Genomic DNA, 22672 nt, shown 5'->3' on the forward strand with positions numbered 1-22672 from the left:
CTTTTCACGAGCCCGAGTTCGCGCCGGATAAACCCTTTAAGCGGAACAGGTAAATGTTTCGTGAGGGGGGCTGCAACCGTCTTGCGCCTTCGCGAAGGCGCTTTGCAGGATCAGAGTGCCGCCGCGCTGGACAGGACCGGGCTCGCCGGTCGCTGGTAGACGCGGGTCAGCATACGGTCCTGCGTCTGCGCGATGCGCTGCAGCTTCGAGATGGCGCTCGGGTTGAGGCGAAGCATGCAATCCGTCCAGATATCGCCAAGATGTTCCAGTTCCTCGCGCAGGTCGCCGGCCCGGCGATTGAACGCAGAGAACAGCGCGGTCTTGGCTGCGTGCACGGGCAGGGAGTCGCTGGCATATTTGCGGATCCAGTCTTCGCCGGTGCCGGTCGGCACCACCGCTTCCAGTGCACCGGCCGCCATGAATTCGGCGGCGCTCATCTCTTCGCCGGAGAGCAGCAGGCGCTCCGCTGCACGCGAGCCCATGCGGCGTGACAACACCGCGACCGCCGTGATCGGGAAGTGGTTGAACTTGATTTCGGGGTAGACGAACGAGGCCTGCTCCTCGGCGATCATGACATTGCAGGAGCGCGGGGCGTCGATCCCGCCGCCGATCGCCTTGGCGTGAATGGTCGAGAGCGTGATCACCAGGCCGTTGAGACCGCTGGCGTTCCAGACCGCGCCCTCGATCGAGAGGCGCGCATATTCCGCCAGGGCGGCGCGGTCATTCTTGGCGAGGCAGTCGAGATAGAAATCGAGATCGCCGCCGAGGGTGAAGAAGGGGCCGGTCCCGCGGAAGGCGAGGAAGCGCACTGGTGCTCCGTGATACTGATCCGGCGCTCCCCAGAGAGCATAGATCGCCTTCTGGATCTTGCCGAGGCTGTCAAGCAGCTGGAGCGTGAAGACCGGCTTCAGCTCCGGCTTGATCGTCACCCACAGCGTCTTGATTTCGGCCTCATAGGCCAGCTGCACCTCGGGCAGGAAGCCCGCCTTGTGCCGCAACGCGTCGATGACCTCGCAACATTCCAGAGCGACGGCGGGCACCGAATGGGTCTGTGAAGCGAAGGCCTGGAACATGCCGCAAATCCCGTCAGGTCAGACAATTTGGAACGCCTCCGCAGGGTAGAAGAAGTTAATGAACTGTAAACGATAACCGGCAGAAATGGTTAATTTCATTAAACTTTGTCGTCTAAGTTGTGCTGCTGGAGCGCCTGTCTCAATGCGATGTTGCGGGCTTTTGCGGTGGCGCGCCGAGCCGGCAAGGCAAGCCGTGTGCCGCTAGGGAAGAGTGCTCGAAACACGGGGCGCACGCCAATGCCAGCCGACCGCAAGAGACGGAAAATGCAGGCGGTTTCAGCGTGCAGCCGAGCGGCGGCCGCGGCGGCTGGAGGCCCGGAGGGCAAGCTGCAAACGCGAGCCCCGGAGGGGCGGCGCCTCGCTGCGGCACAGTTTCGTCTCAGCTTGGTGAGCGAGGGACCGCTGATTGACGTGCCGCCGCGTTGGAAACTTGTCCAACGGGCGTTGCAGAGCTAACCATGCGCCGCGATTTCGCCGCGATCCCAGCGTTGAACCGCGTAAGCCGAGTTTGAACCCTTGAGTCGCCAACCAACCGCAGATGACGAAAAGAGGGCGCGCCTTGCCGCAGCCCTGCGCGAGAACCTGAAGCGCCGCAAGGCGCAGGCGCGCGCTCGTCGGGCGGATGAAGCGGAACGGGAAGACGAAGCCTTGCCTGCCCAGGCCGAGACTCCCCGGTCCTGATCCCGCCCTCAATCGCGCCGCGCGGCCGATAGCCGCGATCTCCAGCAGGACATCCAGATGGACCGTATCCGCATTACCGGTGGCCAGCGCCTCAATGGCACGATCCCGATCTCGGGCGCGAAGAATGCCGCGTTGCCGCTGATGATCGCGAGCCTCCTCACGGACGAGACGCTGACTCTGGTCAATGTTCCCAGACTGTCGGACGTGACAGCGCTGTCGCGTATTCTCTCGAACCACGGCGTCGACCGTTCCATCGCTGGCAAGCGCATCGGTCAGTCGGCGGAGACGGGCCAGACCATCGCGCTCACCGCACGCCAGATCGTCGACACCTGCGCGCCGTATGAACTGGTCTCGACCATGCGCGCGAGCTTCTGGGTCATTGCTCCGATCCTGGCCCGGATGGGCGAAGCGAAGGTCTCCCTGCCCGGCGGCTGTGCGATCGGTACGCGGCCGGTCGACCTCCTGCTGATGGCGCTGGAACGGCTCGGCGCGGACATCAGCATCGAGAATGGTTATGCGCTGGCGCGCGCGCCGAAGGGCCTGAAGGGTGCCGAGATCGTCTTCCCGAAGGTGACGGTCGGCGGCACCCATACCGCCCTGATGGCTGCGGTTCTTGCAGACGGCACGACAGTGATCGAGAACGCGGCGCGTGAGCCCGAGGTCACGGACCTCGCCGCGTGCCTTATCAAGATGGGCGCCAAGATCGAGGGCGCCGGCACCTCGCAGATCGTGGTCAAGGGGGTCTCGCGGCTCGGGGGCGCGCACCATGCTGTCCTGCCGGACCGGATCGAGACCGGCACATATGCGATGGCCGTCGCAATGACCGGAGGCGACGTGCTGCTCGAAGGAGCGCGGGCCGATCTGCTGCAATCGGCGCTCGATATCCTGGTCAAGGCCGGCGTCGATATCAGCGAGACCAATGAAGGCATCCGCGTGCGCCGCAACGGCGCGGCACTGGAGGCCGTCGATGTGGACACCGATCCGTTCCCGGGCTTCCCGACCGATCTGCAGGCGCAGTTCATGGCGCTGATGACGCGGGCCAAGGGCACCTCGCGCATTCGCGAGACGATCTTCGAGAACCGCTTCATGCACGTCCAGGAACTCGTCCGCCTCGGCGCGAAGATCCGGCTGGACGGTGACGTCGCCTATGTCGAGGGGGTCGGCAAGCTCACCGGTGCGCCGGTCATGGCAACGGATCTGCGTGCATCGGTCTCGCTCGTCATTGGTGGCCTCGCGGCCGAGGGCGACACCATGATCAACCGGGTCTACCATCTCGATCGCGGTTTCGAGGCGCTGGAAGCGAAGCTGACGCGCTGTGGCGCACAGGTCGAGCGGATCAGCGGTTGACGCCGAACCGTCCGCTCGCCAGAACAGGTCGATGTCGGACGATACCGCAGACCCACTGAAGCTGATCGCGCTCGACGCGGAGGATCTCGCGATCATCTCCGCACATTTGCAGGATGCTGTCCTGCGCGTCGGCGATGTCGCCTATCTGCCAGCGCAGAAGCGTTTCGCGCTGGCCGCGCGGCGCTTCGACTGGGAAGGCGTGCCGCATGGCCAGAAGCGCAGGCGCCTTGCCGCCCTGCATTTCGAACGCGTCGTTCACGCCAAGAGCACGAAGGTTGACCCGACGGCGACAGGGGCCGTTCTCAATCTCCTCGCCATCACCTTCACCGAGTCCGAGGCGCCGGCGGGAGAGGTCACGCTGCATTTCTCGGATGGCGCCGCTATCCGCCTGGGCGTCGAGTGCATCGAGGCCCAGATGAAGGACCTTGGCCCGGTCTGGGAGGCAGTCGCCAAGCCCGATCATCCGAACGGCGCCTGACCTCTTCTTTCAGCTTCAGGATTTGCGATGCCGATCAGGCTCGATCAACGAGACGCAGGCTTCGAGCAGGCCTTTGCCGCGCTGCTGACGACCAAGCGCGAGGTGTCCGAGGACGTCGACCGCGTTGCCGCCGACATCATTGCCGATGTTCGCGCCAAGGGGGACGAGGCCGTCATCGCCTGCACCTCCCGTTTCGACAAGCTCGATCTGACCCCTTCGACCCTTCGGGTCAGTGAAGCCGAGATCGATGCGGCCGTCGCGGCCTGCTCCGCCGATCTGCTGGCCGCGCTGGAAACCGCGCGGGCGCGCATCGAGGCCTATCACCTCCGGCTGAAGCCACAGGATTCCTGGACGCGCGATGCACTCGGCGTCGAGAGCGGGTGGCGCTGGAGCGCGATCGAGACGGTCGGGCTCTACGTTCCCGGCGGAACCGCGAGCTATCCCTCGTCCGTGCTGATGAACGCGGTGCCGGCCAGGGTTGCCGGCGTGGAGCGCATTGTCATGGTGGCGCCGACCCCGCGCGGGGAGACGAACCCGCTGGTCCTGGCGGCAGCGCGGCTTGCCGGCGTCCACGAGGTCTACCGGATTGGCGGTGCCCAGGCGGTAGCCGCATTGGCCTATGGAACGCAGTCGATCGCGCCGGTGGCCAAGATCGTCGGACCGGGCAACGCCTATGTGGCAGCCGCCAAGCGCCGCGTCTTCGGACAGGTCGGTATCGACATGATCGCCGGTCCCTCGGAGGTTCTGGTGATCGCGGATTCAAGTGCAAATCCAGATTGGGTCGCAGCCGATCTGCTGGCGCAGGCCGAGCATGACGAGTCCGCCCAGTCGATCCTGCTCACCGATGACGCGAGGCTTGCAGCCGAGGTCGAGAAGGCGGTGATCGCCCAACTGGCATCGCTCCCGCGCGCTGCGATCGCCGGCAAGAGCTGGCAGGATTTCGGCGCCATCCTGCTGGTCGAGGACCTGGAGCGCGCGCTCCCGTTGGTCGACCGGCTGGCGCCCGAGCATCTCGAGATCGTCACCACGGATCCCGATAGCCTGGCGCGCAAGGTTCGCAATGCCGGCGCGATCTTCCTGGGCGGCCATACACCGGAGGCGATCGGGGATTATGTCGGCGGGCCCAACCATGTTCTGCCGACCGCCCGCTCCGCCCGTTTCTCCTCGGGGCTCGGTGTCGCCGATTTCATGAAGCGAACCTCGTTGCTGAAATGCGGCGTCGACGGGCTTCGCGCCTTGGCGCCGGCCGCGACGCAACTGGCCGAAGCCGAGGGCTTGCAGGCCCATGGCCGATCCGTGACGATCAGGCTCAATCTCTGAGTCCCGCGCGCCCTGTGTCCGGAGGCTGCATGTCGGAAAGCCAATGCCTGGTCGGTGTGACTTTTGACGAAGCCTCGCTGGGGCGTGGCAGTCCGGACCAGGAACATGAGCGAGCGGTTGCGGTCTATGACCTCGTCGAGCGCAACCATTTCGCGCTGCCTGGGCATGATGGCGGACCCTATCTCGCCCATCTCGCGCTGGTCGAGCGACGCCTCGTATTCGAGATCAAGGGAGCCGATGGGGCGCCGGTCGTCACGCATCACCTCTCGCTGACGCCGCTGCGACGTATCATCAAGGACTATGGGCTGGTCTGCGAGAGCTATTATGCCGCCATCCGGGCGGCGACGCCTGCGCAGATCGAGGCGATCGACATGGGCCGGCGCGGCCTGCATGACGAGGCGGCCCACATGCTGGTCGAGCGCCTGGCGAGCAAGGTCGAGATCGACCACGACACGGCGCGTCGCCTGTTCACCCTGATCTATGCCCTGCATTGGAAGGGCTAGGCTCGGTGGAGGGAGCGCCGCCGCGCAAGATCCACAGCGTGCTCTTCATGTGCGCGTATAACGCGGTGCGCTCCCCGATGGCGGAAGCCATGGCGAAGCACTTTTTCGGCAAATCGATCTATGTCCAGTCGGCCGGAGCGAGGAAGGGCGACGTCGATAAGTTCGCGCTTGCCGTGCTCGACGAGATCGGCATCGACGCTCATCGCCACAAGCCAAAATCGATTGAGGAACTCGAGGAGTGGGAAGGGCTGAACTTCGACCTCATCATCTCCCTCTCGCCGGAGGCCCATCACAAGGCCCTTGAGCTGACCAGAACGCTCGCCGCCGATGTCGAGTACTGGCCGACCCCGGATCCGACCATCGTCCAGGGTTCGCGCGAGCAGGTGCTCGACGCCTATCGCGACGTACGGGACGGCCTGATGCGGCGGATCAAGCAGCGCCTGCGGGCCTGACGCTGCGCCTGGATACGCACGTCCCCATCTGCACCACCCGCACTCTTAAGTGAAACTTTACCGGTGGTGAGCGAGTTCGTCCGGCCCGATATGGCCTGCCGGATAGCGCGGAGAAACCGAGTTCCCATGACGTCCGGATTCCCCAATGAGATTCCGGTTGATCAGGGCCGGGGCGTGATGCTGCGGGACGCGCTCATCGTTGCCATTGCGCTCGTGGCCGTCAGCGTTGCGGCAGCGCTCAGCCTGCCCCGGGGCGCGGATGATGCGGCGCCGTCGCGCGCGATTGTCTTTTCGCCATGGACCTCTGAGCGGGACGCGCTTGCGATGACCCTGGCGGCGGGACATCGCGTGCTGCGCAGCGGGATTGCGCGCTTCATCGTCATTACGGCGCCTTCCGCAGATCCGGGCATCGAGCAGGTGAAGCCGGAGGGGGCGTTGCTGATGCTGGCGCTCTCGGGCCTGGCTGGATGTCTTGACGCCCGTTCGCCGGCGGATGCGTCGTCATGATCTGGACCCTGACCGGCGTTCGCATCGTCGTGGCCCGCTTCCTGCTCGGGCTCGCCTTCCTTCATGTTCCGCTGTTGGCGCTGAGCGTCTGGTTTCATGGTGGCGAGGTGGTGCTCGCTGCCTCCTTCGCCTTCGTTCTCGCCGCCGGTGCCCTGCTGCTCTATGCCCGTTTCGGCGTGGCCATCGTCACGCAGCTGGTGATTGCGATTGTGCTGATCGGCCAGGTTTCGATGCTGGTCTACAGCTTCGCCGGCCATCCTTGGCAGCCTGACACGCACATGTACTATTTCGCGGTCCTCGCACTGTTGGCGGGGTTTTGCGATTGGCGCCCGATCGTGATGGGGGCCGGTCTGACCGCGCTTCACCATCTGGCGTTGCAGTACCTGCTTCCTTCAGCCGTGTTCTACCAGGGCGGCAATATCTGGCGCGTGCTCCTGCATGCCGTGATCGTGCTGATCGAGACTGCGTTCCTGGCGGCGCTTGCCATGATCCTTGGGCGGATGTTCGCGATGAACCGCGACAGCCTGCGTCATGCCAATGAGATCGCCGAGCGCGAGCGCGCGGCTGGAGAGCGGGAGAGGCGCCTCGCCGACGAGCTCGGCCGCCGCAGCGAGACCCTGCGCGAAACCGTCCTGAATTTCCGCCAGCAGATGGAGCAGGCCATGGCGGTTCTCGACCGTTCGGCCGAGGCCATGCAGGGCGAGTCACGGGCCTTGACCGGCACCTCCGATCAGGCGCGTCACCAGATGGGGCATGTCTCCGAGGCTGCCGAGGCCACGACGCGCAGCATCGACCAGCTGGCGGTTGCCAGTGGGCAACTCGCAGCATCGATCGGCGAAATCGGCCAGAACGTGTCGCACTCGGCCGATGGCTCCAAGAGCGCTGCCGAGCTTGCCCGGCGCGCCAGCGCGGAAATCGAGGATCTCGCCCGCAGCAGCGAGAATGTCGGTGCCGTCGTCGAGATCATTCGAGGTATCGCAGCCCAAACTAGCATGCTGGCGCTCAATGCCACCATCGAGGCTGCCCGCGCCGGGGAGATGGGGCGTGGCTTCGCCGTCGTCGCGAGCGAGGTGAAGACGCTCTCGGCGCAGACGGCGCGTGCAACGGACGAGGTCTCCGGTCAGATCAATGCGATGCAGGTCGCGTCGCAGCGCTCGTTGAAGGCGATCCGCGATATCGTGACGGCGATGTCCGAGGTCGAACGTGTGGCAGAGGCGATCGCCGTCTCCGTCCACGAGCAGGATCGGGCGACCATGGAGATCGCCCGGCAGGTCCAGCTCTCCTTCGAGGGAGCAAGGCGCAGCGCCGGCGCGGTCGGCAATTTCGAGACGATGACCGTTCGCACCCATGATGCCGCCGCGCAGTTGCAGGATGCTGCCGATGCGTTGGCGAAGCAGGCGCACAGCATCCGTCAGGAGGTCGCGGCGTTCTGCGGTCGCGTCGCGGCGGCCTGATCGGCGAGGCTCCGTTACCAGGCCCGGCCGGGGCCGACCGCGCCGATCTCGAGCCATTGGCCGAGCGTCGCAGCAATATCCGAAAAACTCCGACGCCCCCCGATCGCCTGCGCCGCTACACCTGGCCCGAAGGCGAGGATCGGCACATGCTCGCGCGTGTGGTCCGTGCCCTTCCAGGTCGGATCGTTGCCATGGTCAGCCGTGATGATGGCAATATCGCCAGGACGTAGCTTCGCCTCTAGCTGCGGCAGCATCGCATCGAAGGCTTCCAATGCGGCCGCATAGCCCGGCACGTCGCGGCGATGGCCGTATTCGGTATCGAAATCGACGAGATTGGTGAAACAGAAGCCGCCATCCGGCAGCCGGTCGAGCGCGGCGAGGGCTGCCTCGAACATCGCCGCATTGCCGAACGGCTTGATCTCTTCTCCGGTGGCGCGATGGGCAAAGATGTCGCCGATCTTGCCAACGGTAACGACGCTCCGGCCGAGGGCCGCGAGCCGGTCGAGGATCGTGGCGTTGGGCGGTGGAATGGCGAAGTCCTTCCGGTTCGCCGTCCGGGTGAAGCCGGTCGTTGCTGTGCCGACAAAGGGGCGGGCGATGACGCGCCCGATCCTGAGCGGATCGACCAGGACGCGTACGGTGCGGCAGAGCTCGTAGAGCCGCTCCAACCCGAAATGCTCCTCATGCGCCGCAATCTGCAGCACGGAATCGACAGAGGTGTAGCAGATCGGCTTGCCCGTCCGGATATGCTCCCCGGCGAGCTCGTCGATGATGGCGGTCCCGGAGGCGTGCTTGTTGCCGAGAATGCCCGGCAGCCTGCCGTCGCGAATGATCGCCGCGATCAGGTCCGGCGGAAAGGAGTTCTCCAGCTCGGTGAAATAACCCCATTTGAACGGAACGGGACAGCCCGCGATCTCCCAATGACCGGAGGGAGTGTCCTTGCCCTGGCTCGTCTCGATGCCGTAGCCGTACTGCCCCTGTGGCGCGATCGGCTTGCTGACGCCCGCGAGCGGCCTTCCGGTGGAGGCCTCGCAGGCATGGGCCAGGCCCAGCCGGGCGAGGTTCGGCAACTGCAATGCGCCGTGCCGCAGGCCTTCGCGGTCGCCCTTGCCTGCCGCGCAGCTCTCCGCGATATGGCCCAGCGTGTCGGCACCGGCGTCGCCATAGAGATGTGCGTCCTCCGCGCCGCCGCAGCCGACGGAGTCGAGCACGATAAGGATGGCGCGGGTCATCTCAATCCTTCACCGCAGCGCTGCCGACGGGCTCGAGGTTAAGCGCGGCGGCGAGCAGTGCCTGGGTATAGGCCTCGCGCGGATGCGCAAAAATCTCCTCGGCCGGTCCTTCCTCGACGACCTTGCCGTTCTGCATCACCACAACCCGGTGCGACAGCGCCCGCACAACCTTGAGGTCATGGCTGATGAAGAGATAGCCGAGCTTACGGCGGCTCTGCAGTTCCCGCAGGAGCTCGACGATCTGCGCCTGCACCGACATGTCGAGCGCCGAGGTCGGCTCGTCCAGCACCACGAATTTCGGGTCGAGCGCCATGGCGCGCGCGATTGCGATACGCTGCCGCTGCCCGCCGGAGAATTCATGCGGATAGCGATCCATGGCCGCCGGGTCGAGGCCGACATCGCTGAGCGCCCTGGCGACGATCTCGCGACGGGCTTCGTAGCTCAGTCCCTTGTCCTGGACGGTCAGCCCTTCCTCGACGATGCCGGCGACCGAGAGGCGCGGCGACAGCGAGCCATAGGGATCCTGGAAGACGACCTGGAGATCCTTGCGCTTCGGGCGGACGGCGGCGCTGGTCAGCCCGTCGATCCGATCGCCGAGGAAGACGACAGGCCCCTCCGAGGAGATCAGCCGCAGGATCGCGAGGCCGAGCGTCGTCTTGCCTGAGCCGGACTCGCCGACGACCCCGAGCGTCTCGCCTTCCCGCACCTTGATCGAGATGCCATCGACGGCCTTCACATGGCCGGTGGTCCGCCGCAGGAAGCCGGACTTGATCGGAAACCAGATCTTCATCGGCCCGGCCTCGAGCAACGTCGCTGCGCCCTCGGCGACCGGGGCAGGGCGCCCCTTGGGCTCGGCTGCGAGCAGGCGCTGGGTATAGCTGTGCTGTGGCTTGTCGAAAATCTCGGCGACAGGCCCCTGCTCGACGATCCGGCCCTTGAGCATCACGCAGACCCGGTCGGCGATGCGGCGCACGATGCCCAGATCATGGGTGATGAACAGGATCGCCATGCCGAGGCGATTCTGCAGATCCTTCAGCAGGGACAGGATCTGCGCCTGCACGGTGACGTCGAGCGCCGTCGTCGGCTCATCGGCAATCAGCAGGTCCGGCTCGTTGGCGAGCGCCATGGCGATCATCACGCGCTGGCGCTGACCGCCGGAAAGCTGGTGAGGATACGCGTCGAGCCGGCTCTCGGCATCGCGGATGCCGACCAGGGCCAGGAGCTCCAACGTGCGGGCGCGAGCCGCCGCGCCGCGCAAGCCCTTGTGCAGCTCGAGAATCTCGCCGATCTGCCGCGCAATGGTGTGCAGCGGGTTCAGCGAGGTCATCGGCTCCTGGAACACCATGGTGATGTCGTTGCCGCGCACCTTGCGCATCGCGTTCTCATCGGCCGCGATCAGGTCCTGTCCGTTGAACAGCACCTTGCCGGACGGGTGATGCGCGGCCGGATAGTTCAGCAGCTTCAGGATCGAGAGCGCGGAGACCGATTTGCCCGAGCCGGATTCACCGACGATCGCCAGGGTTTCGCCCTTGGCGACATGAAAGGAAATGTGGTCGACGGCGAGCGTCTCCCTGCCGCCCTGGCGGAAGGCGACGGAAAGATCCTCGACAGAGAGAAGGGGAGCGCTCACGCGAAGGTCTTCCTTGGATCGAAGGCGTCGCGCACCGCCTCGCCGATGAAGATCAGCAGCGACAGCATCAGGGCGATCACGAAGAAGCCGGACAGCCCAAGCCAGGGCGCCTGCAGATTGGCCTTGCCCTGCGCCAGCAACTCACCGAGCGAGGGCGAGCCGGGCGGCAGGCCGAAGCCGAGGAAATCGAGCGAGGTGAGCGTCGTGATCGAGCCGTTCATGATGAAGGGCAGGAAGGTCAGCGTCGCGACCATGGCGTTCGGCAGCAAGTGCTTGACCATGATCTTGGCGTTGGACAGGCCGAGCGCACGCGCCGCCCGGACATATTCGAAATTGCGGGCCCGCAGGAACTCGGCCCGGACCACGCCGACCAGCGCCACCCAGGAGAATAGCAGCAGGATGCCGAGCAGCACGAAGAAGCCCGGCGTGATCACGGCAGCGACGATGATCAGGAGATAGAGCGCCGGGATCGAGGTCCAGATCTCGATGAAGCGTTGGAAGATCAGGTCGGTCCAACCGCCGAAATAGCCCTGCACAGCGCCCGCGGCGATGCCGATCACCGACGAGATCGTGGAGAGGATCAGGCCGAACAGGATCGAGATGCGGAACCCGTAGATCAGGCGCGCAACGACGTCGCGGCCCTGGTCGTCCGTGCCGAGCCAGTTCCATTCGAGCTCGCGGCAGGTCATGCCGCCGGTTCGCTCTGCGATCGGCCGGCACTGCTCGTCCTTCAGCATCCAGGTCGGTGGGGCAGGAGCGGGAACCGGCAGGTCGAGATTATGCGTGCGGTAGGAGTAGCGGATCGGCGGCCAAATGGCATAGCCATTGGCATCGATCTCCTTGGCGATGACCGGATCGCGATAGTCGGTGGTGGCGAGGAACCCGCCGAATTTCTCCTCGGGATAGTTCACCACGATCGGGAACAGGAACTCGCCCTTATAGCGCACGACGAGCGGCCGATCATTGGCGATGAACTCCGCGAAAAGCGAGAGCACGAACAGCGCCAGGAAGATCCAGAGCGACCACCAGCCCCGGCGATTCGCCTTGAAGTTGTTGAGCCGCCGCCGGTTGATCGGCGAGAGCTTGAGCCAGCCCTGGCCCGCCTCGGGCGATGCCAGCGCCGCGCTGCGGGTGCTCGGCGGCAGGTCGATCAGCGTCTCGCTCACCTCAGGCCTCCCGCGTTTCGAAATCGATCCGGGGGTCGACCCATGTGTAGGTCAGGTCGGTGATGAGATGCACGACAAGGCCGATCAGCGAGAAGATGTAGAGATTGGCGAAGACAACCGGATAGTCGCGGTTGACGATGGCCTCGAAGGAGAGGAGCCCGAGGCCGTCGAGCGAGAAAATCGTCTCGATCAGCAGCGATCCGGCGAAGAGCGCATGCACGAATGCGCCGGGAAAGCCGGCGATCACGATCAGCATGGCGTTGCGGAAGACGTGGCCGTAGAGCACGCCGCGTTCGCTGAGCCCCTTCATCCGCGCCGTCAGGACATATTGCTTGCGGATCTCGTCGAGGAAGGAATTCTTAGTCAGCAGCGTCGAGGTCGCGAAGGCGCCCAGCGCCATCGCCGTGACCGGCAGGGCAATGTGCCAGAGATAGTCGGTGGCCTTGCCGATCAGGCTGAGTTCTTCCCAATTCTCGGAATGGAGGCCGCGCAGCGGAAAGATCTGCCAGAACGAGCCTCCGGCGAAGAGCACGATCAGGAGGATCGCGAACAGGAAGCCCGGAATGGCGTAGCCGACAATGACCACGGCGCTGGTCCAGGTGTCGAAGCGCGAGCCGTCTTTCACCGCCTTGCGGATCCCAAGCGGGATCGAGATCGCATAGGAGAGCAGCGTCATCCACAGGCCGAGCGAGATCGAGACCGGCAGCTTCTCCTTGATCAGCTGCAGCACCGGCGCGTCGCGGAAATAGGACCGGCCGAAATCGAAGCGGATATAGTCCCAGAGCATCTTGCCGAAGCGCTCATGTGCCGGCTTGTCGAAGCCGAATTGCTTCTCCAGCTCCTTGATGAAGGCCGGATCGAGCCCCTGCGCGCCACGATAGGATGAGCTTGCATCGCCGTGCTGTGCTCCGGCATCGCCGCCGGCACTGCCGCCGACACGGTCGGAGGCGTTGCCGCCCTGGCCCTGCAATTGTGCGATCACGCGCTCCACCGGGCCGCCCGGCGCGAACTGCACGAGCACGAAGGAGATCAGCAGGATGCCGAACAATGTCGGCACCATCAGCGCGAGGCGGCGGGCGATATAGGAGAGCATCCGTTCACCCGGCCTTTCGGGAAGGACCAAGCACACCGAGATGGGTGTCGGCAAAGAGCGAGGGGTATTTCAGGCCATAGCCCAGCGCCCGGTCGAACTCGATATGCCCGGCCCAGATCAGCGCAATCGCAAGGGCCGTCGGCAGGGCCAGCGAAAGGCTCGCAATGGCCAGCACGGCCGGACCGATCAGCGAGTGAGCGGCGTTGTAGATCGTGGCGCCCAGTCTCGGATTGGCGAGATAGCCGAGCATGCCGAGATCCGGGGCCAGGATCAGTGCAGCAAAGAGCCACCACGACGCGCCGGTGCCGGCAAAGAGCCAGATGCACAGCACGCCGAGCACAAGTCCTTCGAGGCGCAGGAGAACCCTGGGAGTTCCGCTGACCTGTCCTCGGGCTGCCGCTACCATCCTCACGCCTTCCCGATCCGCTTGGCTTTCTCGGCATCGAACCACCAGATGGCGGGAGCGCCGGAGGTGTATTTCGGCTTGGTCGCCGGCCGATCGAACATGTCCCAATAGGCCAGCCATTCATTGGGATTCCACCACATCGGCACCCAATAGCGGCCGGCGCGCAGCAGCCGGTCCAGCGCCTTGGCCGCCACGACGACGTCCTTGTAGCTATCGGCCTGGCCGATCCGATCGATCATCGCGTCGATGGCCGGATCGCTGATGCCGGCAACGTTGCGCGAGCCGCGCGTCTTCGCGGCTTCGGAACCGTAGACGATGCGCATGGAATCGCTGGGAATCGCGCTGCCCGTCAACGCACGGCTGACGACGTCGAAATCGAATTCGTCGAGCCGTCGCTGATATTGCGCTGCATCCACGATGCGCGAGGTCGCGTTGATGCCAAGGCGCTTGAGATTGGCCTGGAACGGTTGGGTATGCGGCTGCAGCGAGGCCTGGAAATCGAGGAACTCGATCTCGAACGGCTTGCCGTCGGGCAGTTTCAGCACATTGCCGTCCCGCTTGCAGCCGGCAGCGCGGAACATATCGTCCGCCTTGCGCAGCAGGGCGCGATCGCTGCCTGAGCCGTCGCTGGCCGGCGGGAGATAGGCCTCGCCGAAGACCTCGTCCGGCACCTTGCCCCGGAAGGGTTCGAGCAGAGCCAGCTCTTCGGGCGAGGGCGTGCCGACGGCCTTAGAATCAGAATTTTCGAAGAACGAGGTCATGCGGGCAAAGGAGCCGAACATGATGTTCTTGTTGGTCCATTCGAAATCGAAGCAGAGCCCGATCGCCTCGCGGATGCGCGGGTCCTTGAAGGCATCGCGGCGCAGGTTGAAATACCAGCCCTGTGAGCCGGTCGGCTCGGTATTGGGCAGGGATTCCTTCTTGACCTTGCCGTCCTTGATCGCCGGGAAGTCATAGCCGGTCGCCCAGATCCGGGAGGTGAATTCCTCCTGGAAGGTAACGATGCCGCTCTTGAAGGCCTCGAAGGCGACCTGCCGGTCGCGGAAATACTCCCAGCGCGTGCGGTCGAAATTATTGACGCCGACATTCACCGGCAGATCCTTGCCCCAGTAGTCGGGAACCCGCTCGAATTCGATGAAGCGGCCTTGCTCGAACCGCCCCACCTTGTAGGGGCCGGACCCAAGCGGTGGTTCCAGCGTCGAGGCTTCGAAATTCCGCGTCGACCAGAATTTCGCGGAGAAGACCGGCAGGCCCGCGACGACGAGGTGCAGGTCGCGGCCACGCTTCGGCGAAAGCGTGACGACCACGATATCGTCGCCTTCGGCGACCGACGAGACGAGCTCGTTCAGGATCAGGCGGTAGGACGGATGTCCCTTGCTCTTCAGGATATCCATGGAGAAGGCGACATCGGAAGCTGTCACCCGGCTTCCGTCATGGAAACGCGCCTCGGGCCTGAGCCGAAAACGGTAGGTCAGCCTGTCCCCGGAGATTGCGACGCTCTTCGCCAGCAAGCCGTAGAGAGCGCCGGGCTCGTCGCCGGAGCCGGACATCAGGCTGTCGAAGCAGGCATCCATACCTGCAGCGCCATCGCCCTGGAGAACGAAGGTGTTCAGCGTGTTGAAAGTGTCGAAGTTCTGGTTGCCGCCGGCCCGCTTGATCTGCAGCGTGATCGTGCCGCCCTTTGGAGCCTTCGGGTTCACATAGGCGAAATGCGGAAAATCGATGGGTAGCGCCAGCTCGCCGAAGGTCGAGAGGCCATGAACCTCGCCGGTCTCGGCCAGGGCCCGGCCGGGCAGGGCAGGCAGGCTCGCACTTGCCAGCGCGGCTCCGCCGGTTTCGAGCAGCCTGCGGCGTGTGATGCGCATCGCCATGGTGCCTCCTCCTCCTGCAACTGATTCGCTGGCCGATTATGTCGACCCGTGAGGTCGATACCAGCGTGGAGAGGAGATTCCTCGCCATCGTGAGGGCAAGAGCATGGCGGGAGCAAGCAAAAGCCGGGCTCGAGGGCCCGGCTTGCAGTCATTCAGGCGCGCCGAAACGACGCAAGGCTCATTTCGGCAGGGGCTTCGGCGCATCCGCGAGCGTGTTGAGATAGGCGATCACGTCGGCACGGGTGTCGGGCTTGGTCAGGCCGGCGAAAGCCATCGTGGTGCCGGGCATATAGGCCTTCGGACCCTTCAGGAAGCCGTCGAGCTGCTCGGCCTCCCACTTCTCGGAGGACTTGCCCTTCATGGCGGCCGAGTAGCCGAAGCCGTCGATCGAACCCTTGTTACGACCATAGACGTCGAAGAGATGCGGGCCGACCTTGTTGGCGCCGCCCTTCTCGAAGGTGTGGCAGGCCTTGCAGGCACCGACAGCCTTTTCGCCGCGGGCCGGGTCGGCCTTGGCGAGACGTTCCACGATCGGCGCGTCCGCAACGGGAGCAGCAGCGGTTGCTCCACCGGCGGCGGCCGGCTCCGGACTCGGCAGATCGAAGCCGGGCACGGCCGGCTTGTGCGGCGCGAAGACAATGCCGGCGGCCATGTTCAGGGCCATCACCACGAGCAGCGTGGACAGGCCCGCGCCGGCAATCTTGTTCAGTTCGATATTCATTGCATCGAAACCCTTGGGCCTCGCCACAGGACAGGCAAGGCATAGCAGCGCTCCGGCCGGAGCCTGGGAGCGCCGACACACGGGCGTTGCTTAACCGCTTTGCGCGCTTCATTGCAACTCGTATAAGCACGCACCTCTTTGAGACCTTTTGACGCCTCCCGTCGCAGCCCCGCGACATTCCCCCCAGAGCTGTTGCCGATGTCGGACCCGCTGATTCTGATTCCCGCCCGCATGCAGGCGACCCGCCTGCCCGACAAGCCTCTCGCAGACATCCTCGGCGAACCGATGATCGTGCATGTCTGGCGCCGCGCGATGGAATCGGGCGTCGGTGCCGTGGTCGTCGCCACTGACGAGCCGCGCATCGTGGCGGCGGTCGAGAAGGCCGGGGGGAGGGCGGTGATGACCAGCATCCATCACCAGACCGGCTCGGATCGAATCAAGGAAGCAGCCGACATCGTCGACCCGCAGGGGCGCCACGACATCATCGTCAACGTGCAGGGAGATTTTCCCACGCTCGAGCCGAGCGCGATCGCTGCCGCGGTGAAGCCGCTCGAGGACGCTGCCGTCGACATCGCGACCCTGGCCGGCGTCATCACCGATGAGGACGAGAAGACCGCGCCGAGCGTCGTCAAGCTGATCGGCAGCGAGATCAGTCCTGGCCGGATGCGCGCCCTCTACTTTACCCGTGCCACCGCGCCGAGCGGCGAGGGGCCGCTCTATCACCATGTCGGCCTCTATGCGTATCGCCGCCGTGCGCTCGATCGTTTCGTCAGCCTGCCGCAATCGCCGCTCGAACTCCGCGAGAAGCTCGAGCAGTTGCGTGCACTGGAAGACGGCATGCGGATCGACGTGATGGTCATCGATCACGTCCCGCGCGGCGTCGACACTCCTCCTGACCTGGATCGCGCCCGCGCGCTCCTGAAATCCCGCCTCGGAGCCTGAATCATGTCTGTCGTCGTGTCCTACCAGGGCGAGCCCGGAGCCTTCTCCTCGCAGGCCGCCCTGCAGGTCTTTCCGGATTGCGAGTTGCTGCCCTGCGCAACCTTCGAGGACGCCCTGTCCGCGGTCAGCGACGGAACGGCCCGCTACGGCATGATCCCGATCGACAATTCGATCGCCGGTCGCGTTGCCGATATCCATCATCTGCTGCCGCGCTCCGGCCTGCACATTATCGGCGAGCATTTCCTGCCGATCCGCTTTCACCTGATGGCGGTGCAGGGAGCCACGCTCGCCACCCTGAAGACCGTGCAAAGCCATATCCATGCGCTCGGCCAGTGCCGCAAGATCATCAAGAAGCTTGGCCTCAAGGCCGAGGTCGCTGCTGATACCGCCGGCTCTGCCCGGCAGGTCGCGGAAGCCGCGGACGTCACCCGCGCGGCGATCGCGCCGCATATCGCGGCTGAGGTCTACGGGCTGAACATCCTGATGGAGGACATCGAGGACGAGAAGCACAACACCACGCGCTTCGTCGTGCTTTCGAAATATCCGGAATTCACCCGCCAGGGCGCGAAGAAGACCGTGACGACGCTGATGTTCCGCGTGCGCAACATCCCGGCGGCGCTGTACAAGGCGCTGGGCGGCTTTGCCACCAACGGCATCAACATGACCAAGCTCGAGAGCTACATGGTCGACGGCCATTTCTCAGCGACGATGTTCTACTGCGATGTCGAAGGGCATCCTGATGACGCGGACCTGAAGCGCGCCCTGACGGAGCTCGATTATTTCTCCAAGGAGATGAAGATTCTCGGCGTCTACCCGGCGCACGAATTCCGCGCGAGCCTCGCCGAGCCGGGAGAATAGGCCGATCGCAGCCGAGCGGAAACCGCGTCGGCTGCAGACGCCCTCGCGTGCTAGGGCGTGACGCCGTCCTCGGCCCACGCCTTCAGGATCGTGTTCGCGATCGCCATATGGGGCGGGCAGGACAGGCCGTCGCGATGCCTTCCCTCCAGCATCTGCAGCGCCTCTTCCCGCGAGAACCAGCGCCCTGCTTCGAGCTCGTTCCCATCCAGCGTGATGTCGTCGTTCAGCGCTTCGCTGATGCAGCCGATCATCAGGGAGGACGGGAAGGGCCAGGGCTGCGAGGCGACATAGCGCACGGCGCCGGTGCGCAGCCCTGCTTCCTCGAGGGTTTCGCGGCGCACCGCATCCTCAAAGGTTTCGCCGGGCTCGAGAAAGCCGGCAATGCAGGAATACATGCCGGGCGCGAACCGGGCCTGACGGGCCAGGAAGCACTGATCGCCACGCACCGCGAGCATGATCACGACCGGGTCGGTGCGCGGGAAGTGCAGCGCGCCGCATTGTGAGCATTCGCGCCGCCAGCCGCCGCTCACCGTTGGCGAGAGCCCGCCGCAGCGGGCGCAGAAGCGATGCCGCGCATGCCAGTCGAGCAGGGCCTTGGCCTCGCCCAGCGGCCCGACCTCTTCGGCCGGAACGAGCCGCTTCAGGGCGATCGAGCGCAGGTCGCTGACCAGGAGGTCGTCGCGCTCGCGCAGCGGCTCGGCGAGCTCCCGGTCGACCAGTCGGCCGAAGCAGGCGGTCCCTTGCGGGTCGAGCCCGAGGAAGACTTCCTCATGCGCCTTGCCGATAGCGTCGGCCTCGCTCTCGGCGAACCAGATCGTGAATGTCTCGGCGTCGATCCGCTTCAGGATCGGCGTCTCGCCGGAGACGATCGCATGGCGCGTACCGGGCGAAGCCCGAAAGCCCTCGACCGCGTCGGGACGGTCACGCAGGTCGCCGCGGCGGTCGAGCGGGTTCGTGGCAAAGCCGGTCAGGGCCGAGCGTTCGCGTCGAAAGGAGACATCGTTCATGCGCACACCCGTCTGGCAGGCGGCTTAAGAACAACCGCCATATAGGCGGATGTGCTAGCGGCAAAGTGCCGCCTGCGCCAGAGGCGGAAGGCGCGAGGCGGGTCTGCTCCCTGCGGTTTGGTCGTGCCTCAAAGCATCGGCCTGAAAGGTGGATTGCGGCTTTCGGGAAAGCCGATGCAAACATCGGCGATCTAGCGCTCGCCGCGCCCGCGCAGCAGATGGATGATCGCGGAGAAATCGGAGCTGCCTTCACCCCAGGCATTGTGCAGGCTGAAAAGCTGGGCTGCGGCCGCGCCGAGAGGGGTCGCGGCGCCGGCCGCCTGGGCCGCTTCCTGCGCGAGCTTCAAATCCTTCAGCATCAGCGCGGATGCGAAGCCCGGCTTGTAGTCGTTATTGGCCGGCGAAGTCGGCACCGGGCCTGGAACGGGGCAGTAGGTGGTCAGCGACCAGCATTGGCCGGAGGAGGTCGATGCGACATCGAACAGGGCCTGATGCGACAAGCCGAGCTTCTCGGCGAGCACGAAGGCCTCGGAGACGCCGATCATCGAGATGCCCAGGATCATGTTGTTGCAGATCTTGGCCGCCTGGCCGTTGCCGGCCGGTCCGCAATGGACGACGCGCCGGCCCATGGCGGAGAGGATCGGGTCGCCCTTCTCGAAAGCATCCTTCGAGCCGCCGACCATGAAGGTCAGGGTCGCGCCCTTTGCGCCACCGACACCGCCGGAAACCGGCGCATCGAGCGAGAGGCAGCCGCGTTCGGTCGCCAGCGCATGCGCCTTGCGGGCGCTTTCGACATCGATGGTCGAGGAATCGATGATCAGCGCGCCCGGCTTCACGGCGTGCAGAATGTCGGCCCAGACCGCGAGCACATGCTTGCCGGCCGGCAGCATGGTGACGATGACCTCGGCATTGGCGACCGCCTCCCTGGCTGAGCCCGCAATGTGCACGCCAAGTTCAGCTGCCGCATCCTTCGAGGCCTGCACCAGGTCGAAGGCGCTGACCTCATGCCCGGCCTTGACGAGATTGGCGGCCATCGGCCCGCCCATATTGCCGAGCCCGATGAAGGCGATGCTGGTCATGGTCTAACCTCGTCGTTTGAGAAGCTCTTCCGTGGGGCAGGGATATCCCGGCTCTGAGGCTAGTTCCCCTTTGCCCGCCCTACCAGCGAGCGCGCCACAATCATGCGCATGACCTCGTTCGTGCCTTCCAGGATCTGATGAACGCGCAGGTCCCGCACGACCTTCTCGATGCCGTAATCGGCGAGATAGCCGTAGCCGCCATGAATCTGCAGCGCCTCGTTCGCGACTTCGAAGCCGGTATCGGTGGCAACCCGCTTGGCCATAGCGCAGAGCTTGGTCGCATCGGGTGCCTTCGCGTCGAGTGCCGAGGCTGCCCGCCACAGGAAGGTCCGTGCCGCCTCGAGCTCGGTCGCCATGTCGGCAAGCTTGAACTGCAATGCCTGGAAATCGGCGATGCGTGCACCAAAGGCCTTGCGCTCCTGTGCGTAGGCCAGCGCCTTGTCGAGCGCGGCCTGTGCCCCGCCGAGCGAGCAGGCCCCGATATTGAGCCGCCCGCCATCGAGGCCTGCCATCGCGATCTTGAAGCCGATCCCCTCGGGGCCGAGGCGGTTCGCCACGGGGACGCGGCAATTCTCGAAGATCACGGCGCGCGTCGGCTGCGCATTCCAGCCCATCTTCTTCTCGTTGGCCCCAAAGGACAGGCCGGGCGTGCCGTTCTCGACGACGACCGTCGAGATGCCCGAGGGGCCGGCCTCGCCGGTGCGCGCCATCACGACATAGATGTCGGAGACGCCGGCGCCGGAGATGAACTGCTTCTGGCCATCGAGCACGTAATGATCGCCGTCGCGGACCGCCCGGGTCTTCAGCGCGGCAGCGTCCGACCCTGCTCCGGGCTCCGTCAGGCAGTAGCTCGCCAGATGCTCCATCGAACAGAGCTTCGGCAACCAGGCATGGCGCTGCTCCTCGGAGCCGTAGCGGTCGATCATCCAGGCGCACATGTTGTGGATCGAGATATAGGCTGCGACTGTCGGGCAGCCGGTCGCGAGTGCCTCGAAGATCAGCGTCGCGTCGAGCCGTGACAGTCCGGAGCCGCCGACATCCTCGCCGATATAGATGCCGCCCATGCCGAGCGCGGCGGCCTGACGCATCTCTTCGACCGGGAAGTGCTTCTCTTCATCCCAGCGCAGGGCATGAGGGGCGAGGGTTTCTGAAGCGAAACCCTGCGCCATGTCGCGGATCGCGATCTGGTCTTCGGTGAGGGAGAACATGTCGCGATCCTTGCCGTCCGGGGGCTTCAGCCCATCGTCGGGATGACGAAGCTTGCTCCATCCTTGACGCCTGACGGCCAACGCGAGGTCACCGTCTTGGTCTTGGTGTAGAAACGGATCGAGTCCGGGCCGTGCTGGTTGAGATCGCCGAAGGACGAACGCTTCCAGCCACCGAAGGTATAATAGGCCAGCGGCACCGGGATCGGCACGTTGACGCCGACCATGCCGACCTGGACGCGCGAGGCGAAGTCGCGCGCCGCATCGCCGTCGCGGGTGTAGATCGCGACGCCGTTGCCGTATTCGTGGTCGTTGGCGAGCTTGAGGCCTTCCTCATAGTCCTTGGCGCGTACGACAGAGAGCACGGGGCCGAAGATCTCTTCCTTGTAGATGCGCATGTCGGGCGTGACATGGTCGAACAGGCAGCCACCCATGTAGAAGCCGTTCTCGTAACCCTGCATCTTGAAGCCGCGGCCATCGACGACGAGCTTGGCGCCCTCGTTGATGCCGGTTTCGACATAGCCCTTGATCTTGTCGAGTGCCTGCCTGGTGACGACCGGGCCGTAATCGGCGGAGGAATCGGTGGAGGGGCCGATCTTCAGGCTCTCGACGCGGGGGATGAGGCGCTTCACCAGCTCATCGGCGGTGGCCTTGCCGACCGGAACCGCGACCGAGATCGCCATGCAGCGCTCGCCGGCCGAGCCGTAGCCGGCGCCGATCAGCGCGTCGACGGCCTGGTCCATGTCGGCATCCGGCATGATGATCATGTGGTTCTTGGCGCCGCCGAAGCACTGCACGCGCTTCCCGTTGGCGCAGCCACGGGCATAGATATACTCGGCGATCGGGGTCGAGCCGACGAAGCCGACGGCCTTGATGTCGTGATCGTCGAGGATGGCGTCGACCGCTTCCTTGTCGCCGTTGACGACATTGAGGATGCCGGGAGGACCGCCGGCTTCGATGAACAGCTCGGCCAGACGCATCGGCACGCCAGGATCGCGCTCGGACGGCTTCAGAATGAAAGCGTTGCCGCAGGCGATGGCGGGGCCGAGCTTCCAGAGCGGGATCATTGCGGGGAAATTGAACGGCGTGATGCCGGCGCAGACGCCGAGCGGCTGGCGCATCGAATAGATGTCGATGCCGGGGCCGGCGCCGTCGGTGAATTCACCCTTCATCAGGTTCGGGATGCCGAGTGAGAATTCGACGACCTCGACGCCGCGCTGAATGTCGCCCTTGGCGTCGGCGATGGTCTTGCCGTGCTCGCGGGCGAGCAGCTCGGCCAGCTCGTCATTGTTCTGCGCGATGAGGTCGAGGAACTTCATCAGCACGCGGGCGCGGCGCTGCGGGTTGACCGCCGCCCATTTCGGCTGTGCCGCCAGTGCGTTTTCGACAGCGGCGCGCATCTCCGCGGGAGAGGCGAGCGCGACCTTGCCGATCACGGTTCCGTCCATCGGCTGGTAGATGTCGGCGGTGCGACCCGAGGTTCCGGCGACGTGCTTGCCACCAATGAAATGACCGACCTGACGCATGGCGCCCTCCCTACGAATGGTGTGGTGTCTTGATTGGCCTCACCCCTACCATTCTCGTTTGTGCACGGCTATAGCAACTATCAAGCGGTCGCCGTGCGCAAACGCAAATATCAGGGAGAGC

Annotated in this window: 21 protein-coding genes; 9 read left to right on the forward strand and 12 right to left on the reverse strand. The window is 65.2% G+C overall.

Annotated elements, in window-relative coordinates; translation table 11 throughout:
* Positions 1-110 precede the first annotated feature (110 nt).
* Positions 111-1073 (reverse strand): enoyl-CoA hydratase-related protein, encoded by a 963-nt coding sequence (locus tag AB4099_RS22145; protein WP_069877662.1) that lies wholly within the window; start codon positions 1071-1073, stop codon positions 111-113.
* Between the two features lie 738 nt (positions 1074-1811).
* On the opposite strand from AB4099_RS22145, the gene murA reads away from it, so the two are divergent.
* The 7 genes from murA (at position 1812) to AB4099_RS22180 (ending at position 7815) form a co-directional block, all read left to right on the forward strand.
* The gene (gene murA, locus AB4099_RS22150) at positions 1812-3101 is read left to right on the forward strand and encodes a UDP-N-acetylglucosamine 1-carboxyvinyltransferase (protein ID WP_441479645.1); all 1290 of its coding nucleotides are present in this window, start codon (positions 1812-1814) and stop codon (positions 3099-3101) included.
* A 31-nt stretch (positions 3102-3132) separates the two neighbouring features.
* Entirely contained in the window at positions 3133-3579 is a 447-nt protein-coding gene (locus tag AB4099_RS22155) for a DUF2948 family protein (protein WP_069877660.1), read from the forward strand.
* A gap of 27 nt (positions 3580-3606) precedes the next feature.
* Positions 3607-4899: a histidinol dehydrogenase gene (gene hisD / locus AB4099_RS22160; protein WP_441479646.1), complete on the forward strand. Its 1293-nt coding sequence runs from the start codon at positions 3607-3609 to the stop codon at positions 4897-4899.
* Between the two features lie 29 nt (positions 4900-4928).
* A complete protein-coding gene (locus AB4099_RS22165; RefSeq protein WP_113515083.1) occupies positions 4929-5402 on the forward strand; it encodes a UPF0262 family protein in 474 nt (157 codons plus the stop codon).
* Between the two features lie 47 nt (positions 5403-5449).
* Complete coding sequence (locus tag AB4099_RS22170) at positions 5450-5854, forward strand: arsenate reductase/protein-tyrosine-phosphatase family protein (RefSeq protein WP_084652153.1); 405 nt, start codon at positions 5450-5452, stop codon at positions 5852-5854.
* Between the two features lie 126 nt (positions 5855-5980).
* Complete coding sequence (locus tag AB4099_RS22175) at positions 5981-6361, forward strand: hypothetical protein (RefSeq protein ID WP_113515085.1); 381 nt, start codon at positions 5981-5983, stop codon at positions 6359-6361.
* Positions 6358-7815, forward strand: coding sequence for a methyl-accepting chemotaxis protein (locus AB4099_RS22180; protein WP_441479647.1), 1458 nt, complete (start codon positions 6358-6360; stop codon positions 7813-7815). Before AB4099_RS22175 ends, AB4099_RS22180 begins: the two co-directional genes overlap by 4 nt.
* Positions 7816-7829: 14 nt before the next feature.
* Here AB4099_RS22180 and AB4099_RS22185 read toward each other — a convergent pair whose 3' ends face one another.
* The 7 genes from AB4099_RS22185 to AB4099_RS22215 form a co-directional block, all read right to left on the reverse strand.
* Positions 7830-9047 carry a phosphopentomutase gene (locus AB4099_RS22185; protein ID WP_441479648.1) on the reverse strand — a complete coding sequence of 406 codons (1218 nt, stop codon included), beginning with the start codon at positions 9045-9047 and terminating at the stop codon, positions 7830-7832.
* A gap of 1 nt (position 9048) precedes the next feature.
* Positions 9049-10677, reverse strand: a complete 1629-nt coding sequence (locus tag AB4099_RS22190) for an ABC transporter ATP-binding protein (RefSeq protein WP_441479649.1) — start codon at positions 10675-10677, stop codon at positions 9049-9051.
* A complete protein-coding gene (locus AB4099_RS22195) occupies positions 10674-11795 on the reverse strand; it encodes an ABC transporter permease (RefSeq protein ID WP_441479767.1) in 1122 nt (373 codons plus the stop codon). The genes AB4099_RS22190 and AB4099_RS22195 overlap by 4 nt, the downstream gene beginning before the upstream one ends.
* 49 nt (positions 11796-11844) lie before the next feature.
* On the reverse strand, positions 11845-12936 hold the full coding sequence (locus AB4099_RS22200; RefSeq protein ID WP_113515095.1) for a microcin C ABC transporter permease YejB: 1092 nt from the start codon (positions 12934-12936) through the stop codon (positions 11845-11847).
* 4 nt (positions 12937-12940) lie between these two features.
* Positions 12941-13342, reverse strand: coding sequence for a DUF4260 domain-containing protein (locus tag AB4099_RS22205; protein ID WP_113515097.1), 402 nt, complete (start codon positions 13340-13342; stop codon positions 12941-12943).
* Between the two features lie 2 nt (positions 13343-13344).
* Positions 13345-15213 carry an extracellular solute-binding protein gene (locus tag AB4099_RS22210; protein WP_441479650.1) on the reverse strand — a complete coding sequence of 623 codons (1869 nt, stop codon included), beginning with the start codon at positions 15211-15213 and terminating at the stop codon, positions 13345-13347.
* Positions 15214-15391: 178 nt separating this feature from the next.
* Entirely contained in the window at positions 15392-15934 is a 543-nt protein-coding gene (locus tag AB4099_RS22215) for a c-type cytochrome (protein WP_441479651.1), read from the reverse strand.
* Between the two features lie 198 nt (positions 15935-16132).
* On the opposite strand from AB4099_RS22215, the gene AB4099_RS22220 reads away from it, so the two are divergent.
* Together AB4099_RS22220 and AB4099_RS22225 are read left to right on the forward strand one after the other, a co-directional pair.
* Complete coding sequence (locus AB4099_RS22220; protein ID WP_113515099.1) at positions 16133-16876, forward strand: 3-deoxy-manno-octulosonate cytidylyltransferase; 744 nt, start codon at positions 16133-16135, stop codon at positions 16874-16876.
* A 3-nt stretch (positions 16877-16879) separates the two neighbouring features.
* Complete coding sequence (locus tag AB4099_RS22225; RefSeq protein ID WP_441479652.1) at positions 16880-17734, forward strand: prephenate dehydratase; 855 nt, start codon at positions 16880-16882, stop codon at positions 17732-17734.
* A gap of 50 nt (positions 17735-17784) precedes the next feature.
* On the opposite strand, the gene nudC is transcribed toward AB4099_RS22225, so the two are convergent.
* From nudC to AB4099_RS22245, 4 genes are all read right to left on the reverse strand, one after another.
* Entirely contained in the window at positions 17785-18741 is a 957-nt protein-coding gene (gene nudC, locus AB4099_RS22230) for an NAD(+) diphosphatase (RefSeq protein ID WP_113515103.1), read from the reverse strand.
* Between the two features lie 191 nt (positions 18742-18932).
* Positions 18933-19820, reverse strand: a complete 888-nt coding sequence (mmsB, locus tag AB4099_RS22235) for a 3-hydroxyisobutyrate dehydrogenase (RefSeq protein WP_441479653.1) — start codon at positions 19818-19820, stop codon at positions 18933-18935.
* Between the two features lie 59 nt (positions 19821-19879).
* Positions 19880-21028, reverse strand: a complete 1149-nt coding sequence (locus tag AB4099_RS22240) for an isobutyryl-CoA dehydrogenase (protein ID WP_441479654.1) — start codon at positions 21026-21028, stop codon at positions 19880-19882.
* Between the two features lie 26 nt (positions 21029-21054).
* Positions 21055-22551: a CoA-acylating methylmalonate-semialdehyde dehydrogenase gene (locus AB4099_RS22245; RefSeq protein WP_441479655.1), complete on the reverse strand. Its 1497-nt coding sequence runs from the start codon at positions 22549-22551 to the stop codon at positions 21055-21057.
* Between the last annotated feature and the right edge of the window lie 121 nt (positions 22552-22672).

The sequence above is a fragment of the Allobosea sp. 2KB_26 genome, from assembly GCF_052115715.1.
Lineage (GTDB): Bacteria > Pseudomonadota > Alphaproteobacteria > Rhizobiales > Beijerinckiaceae > Allobosea.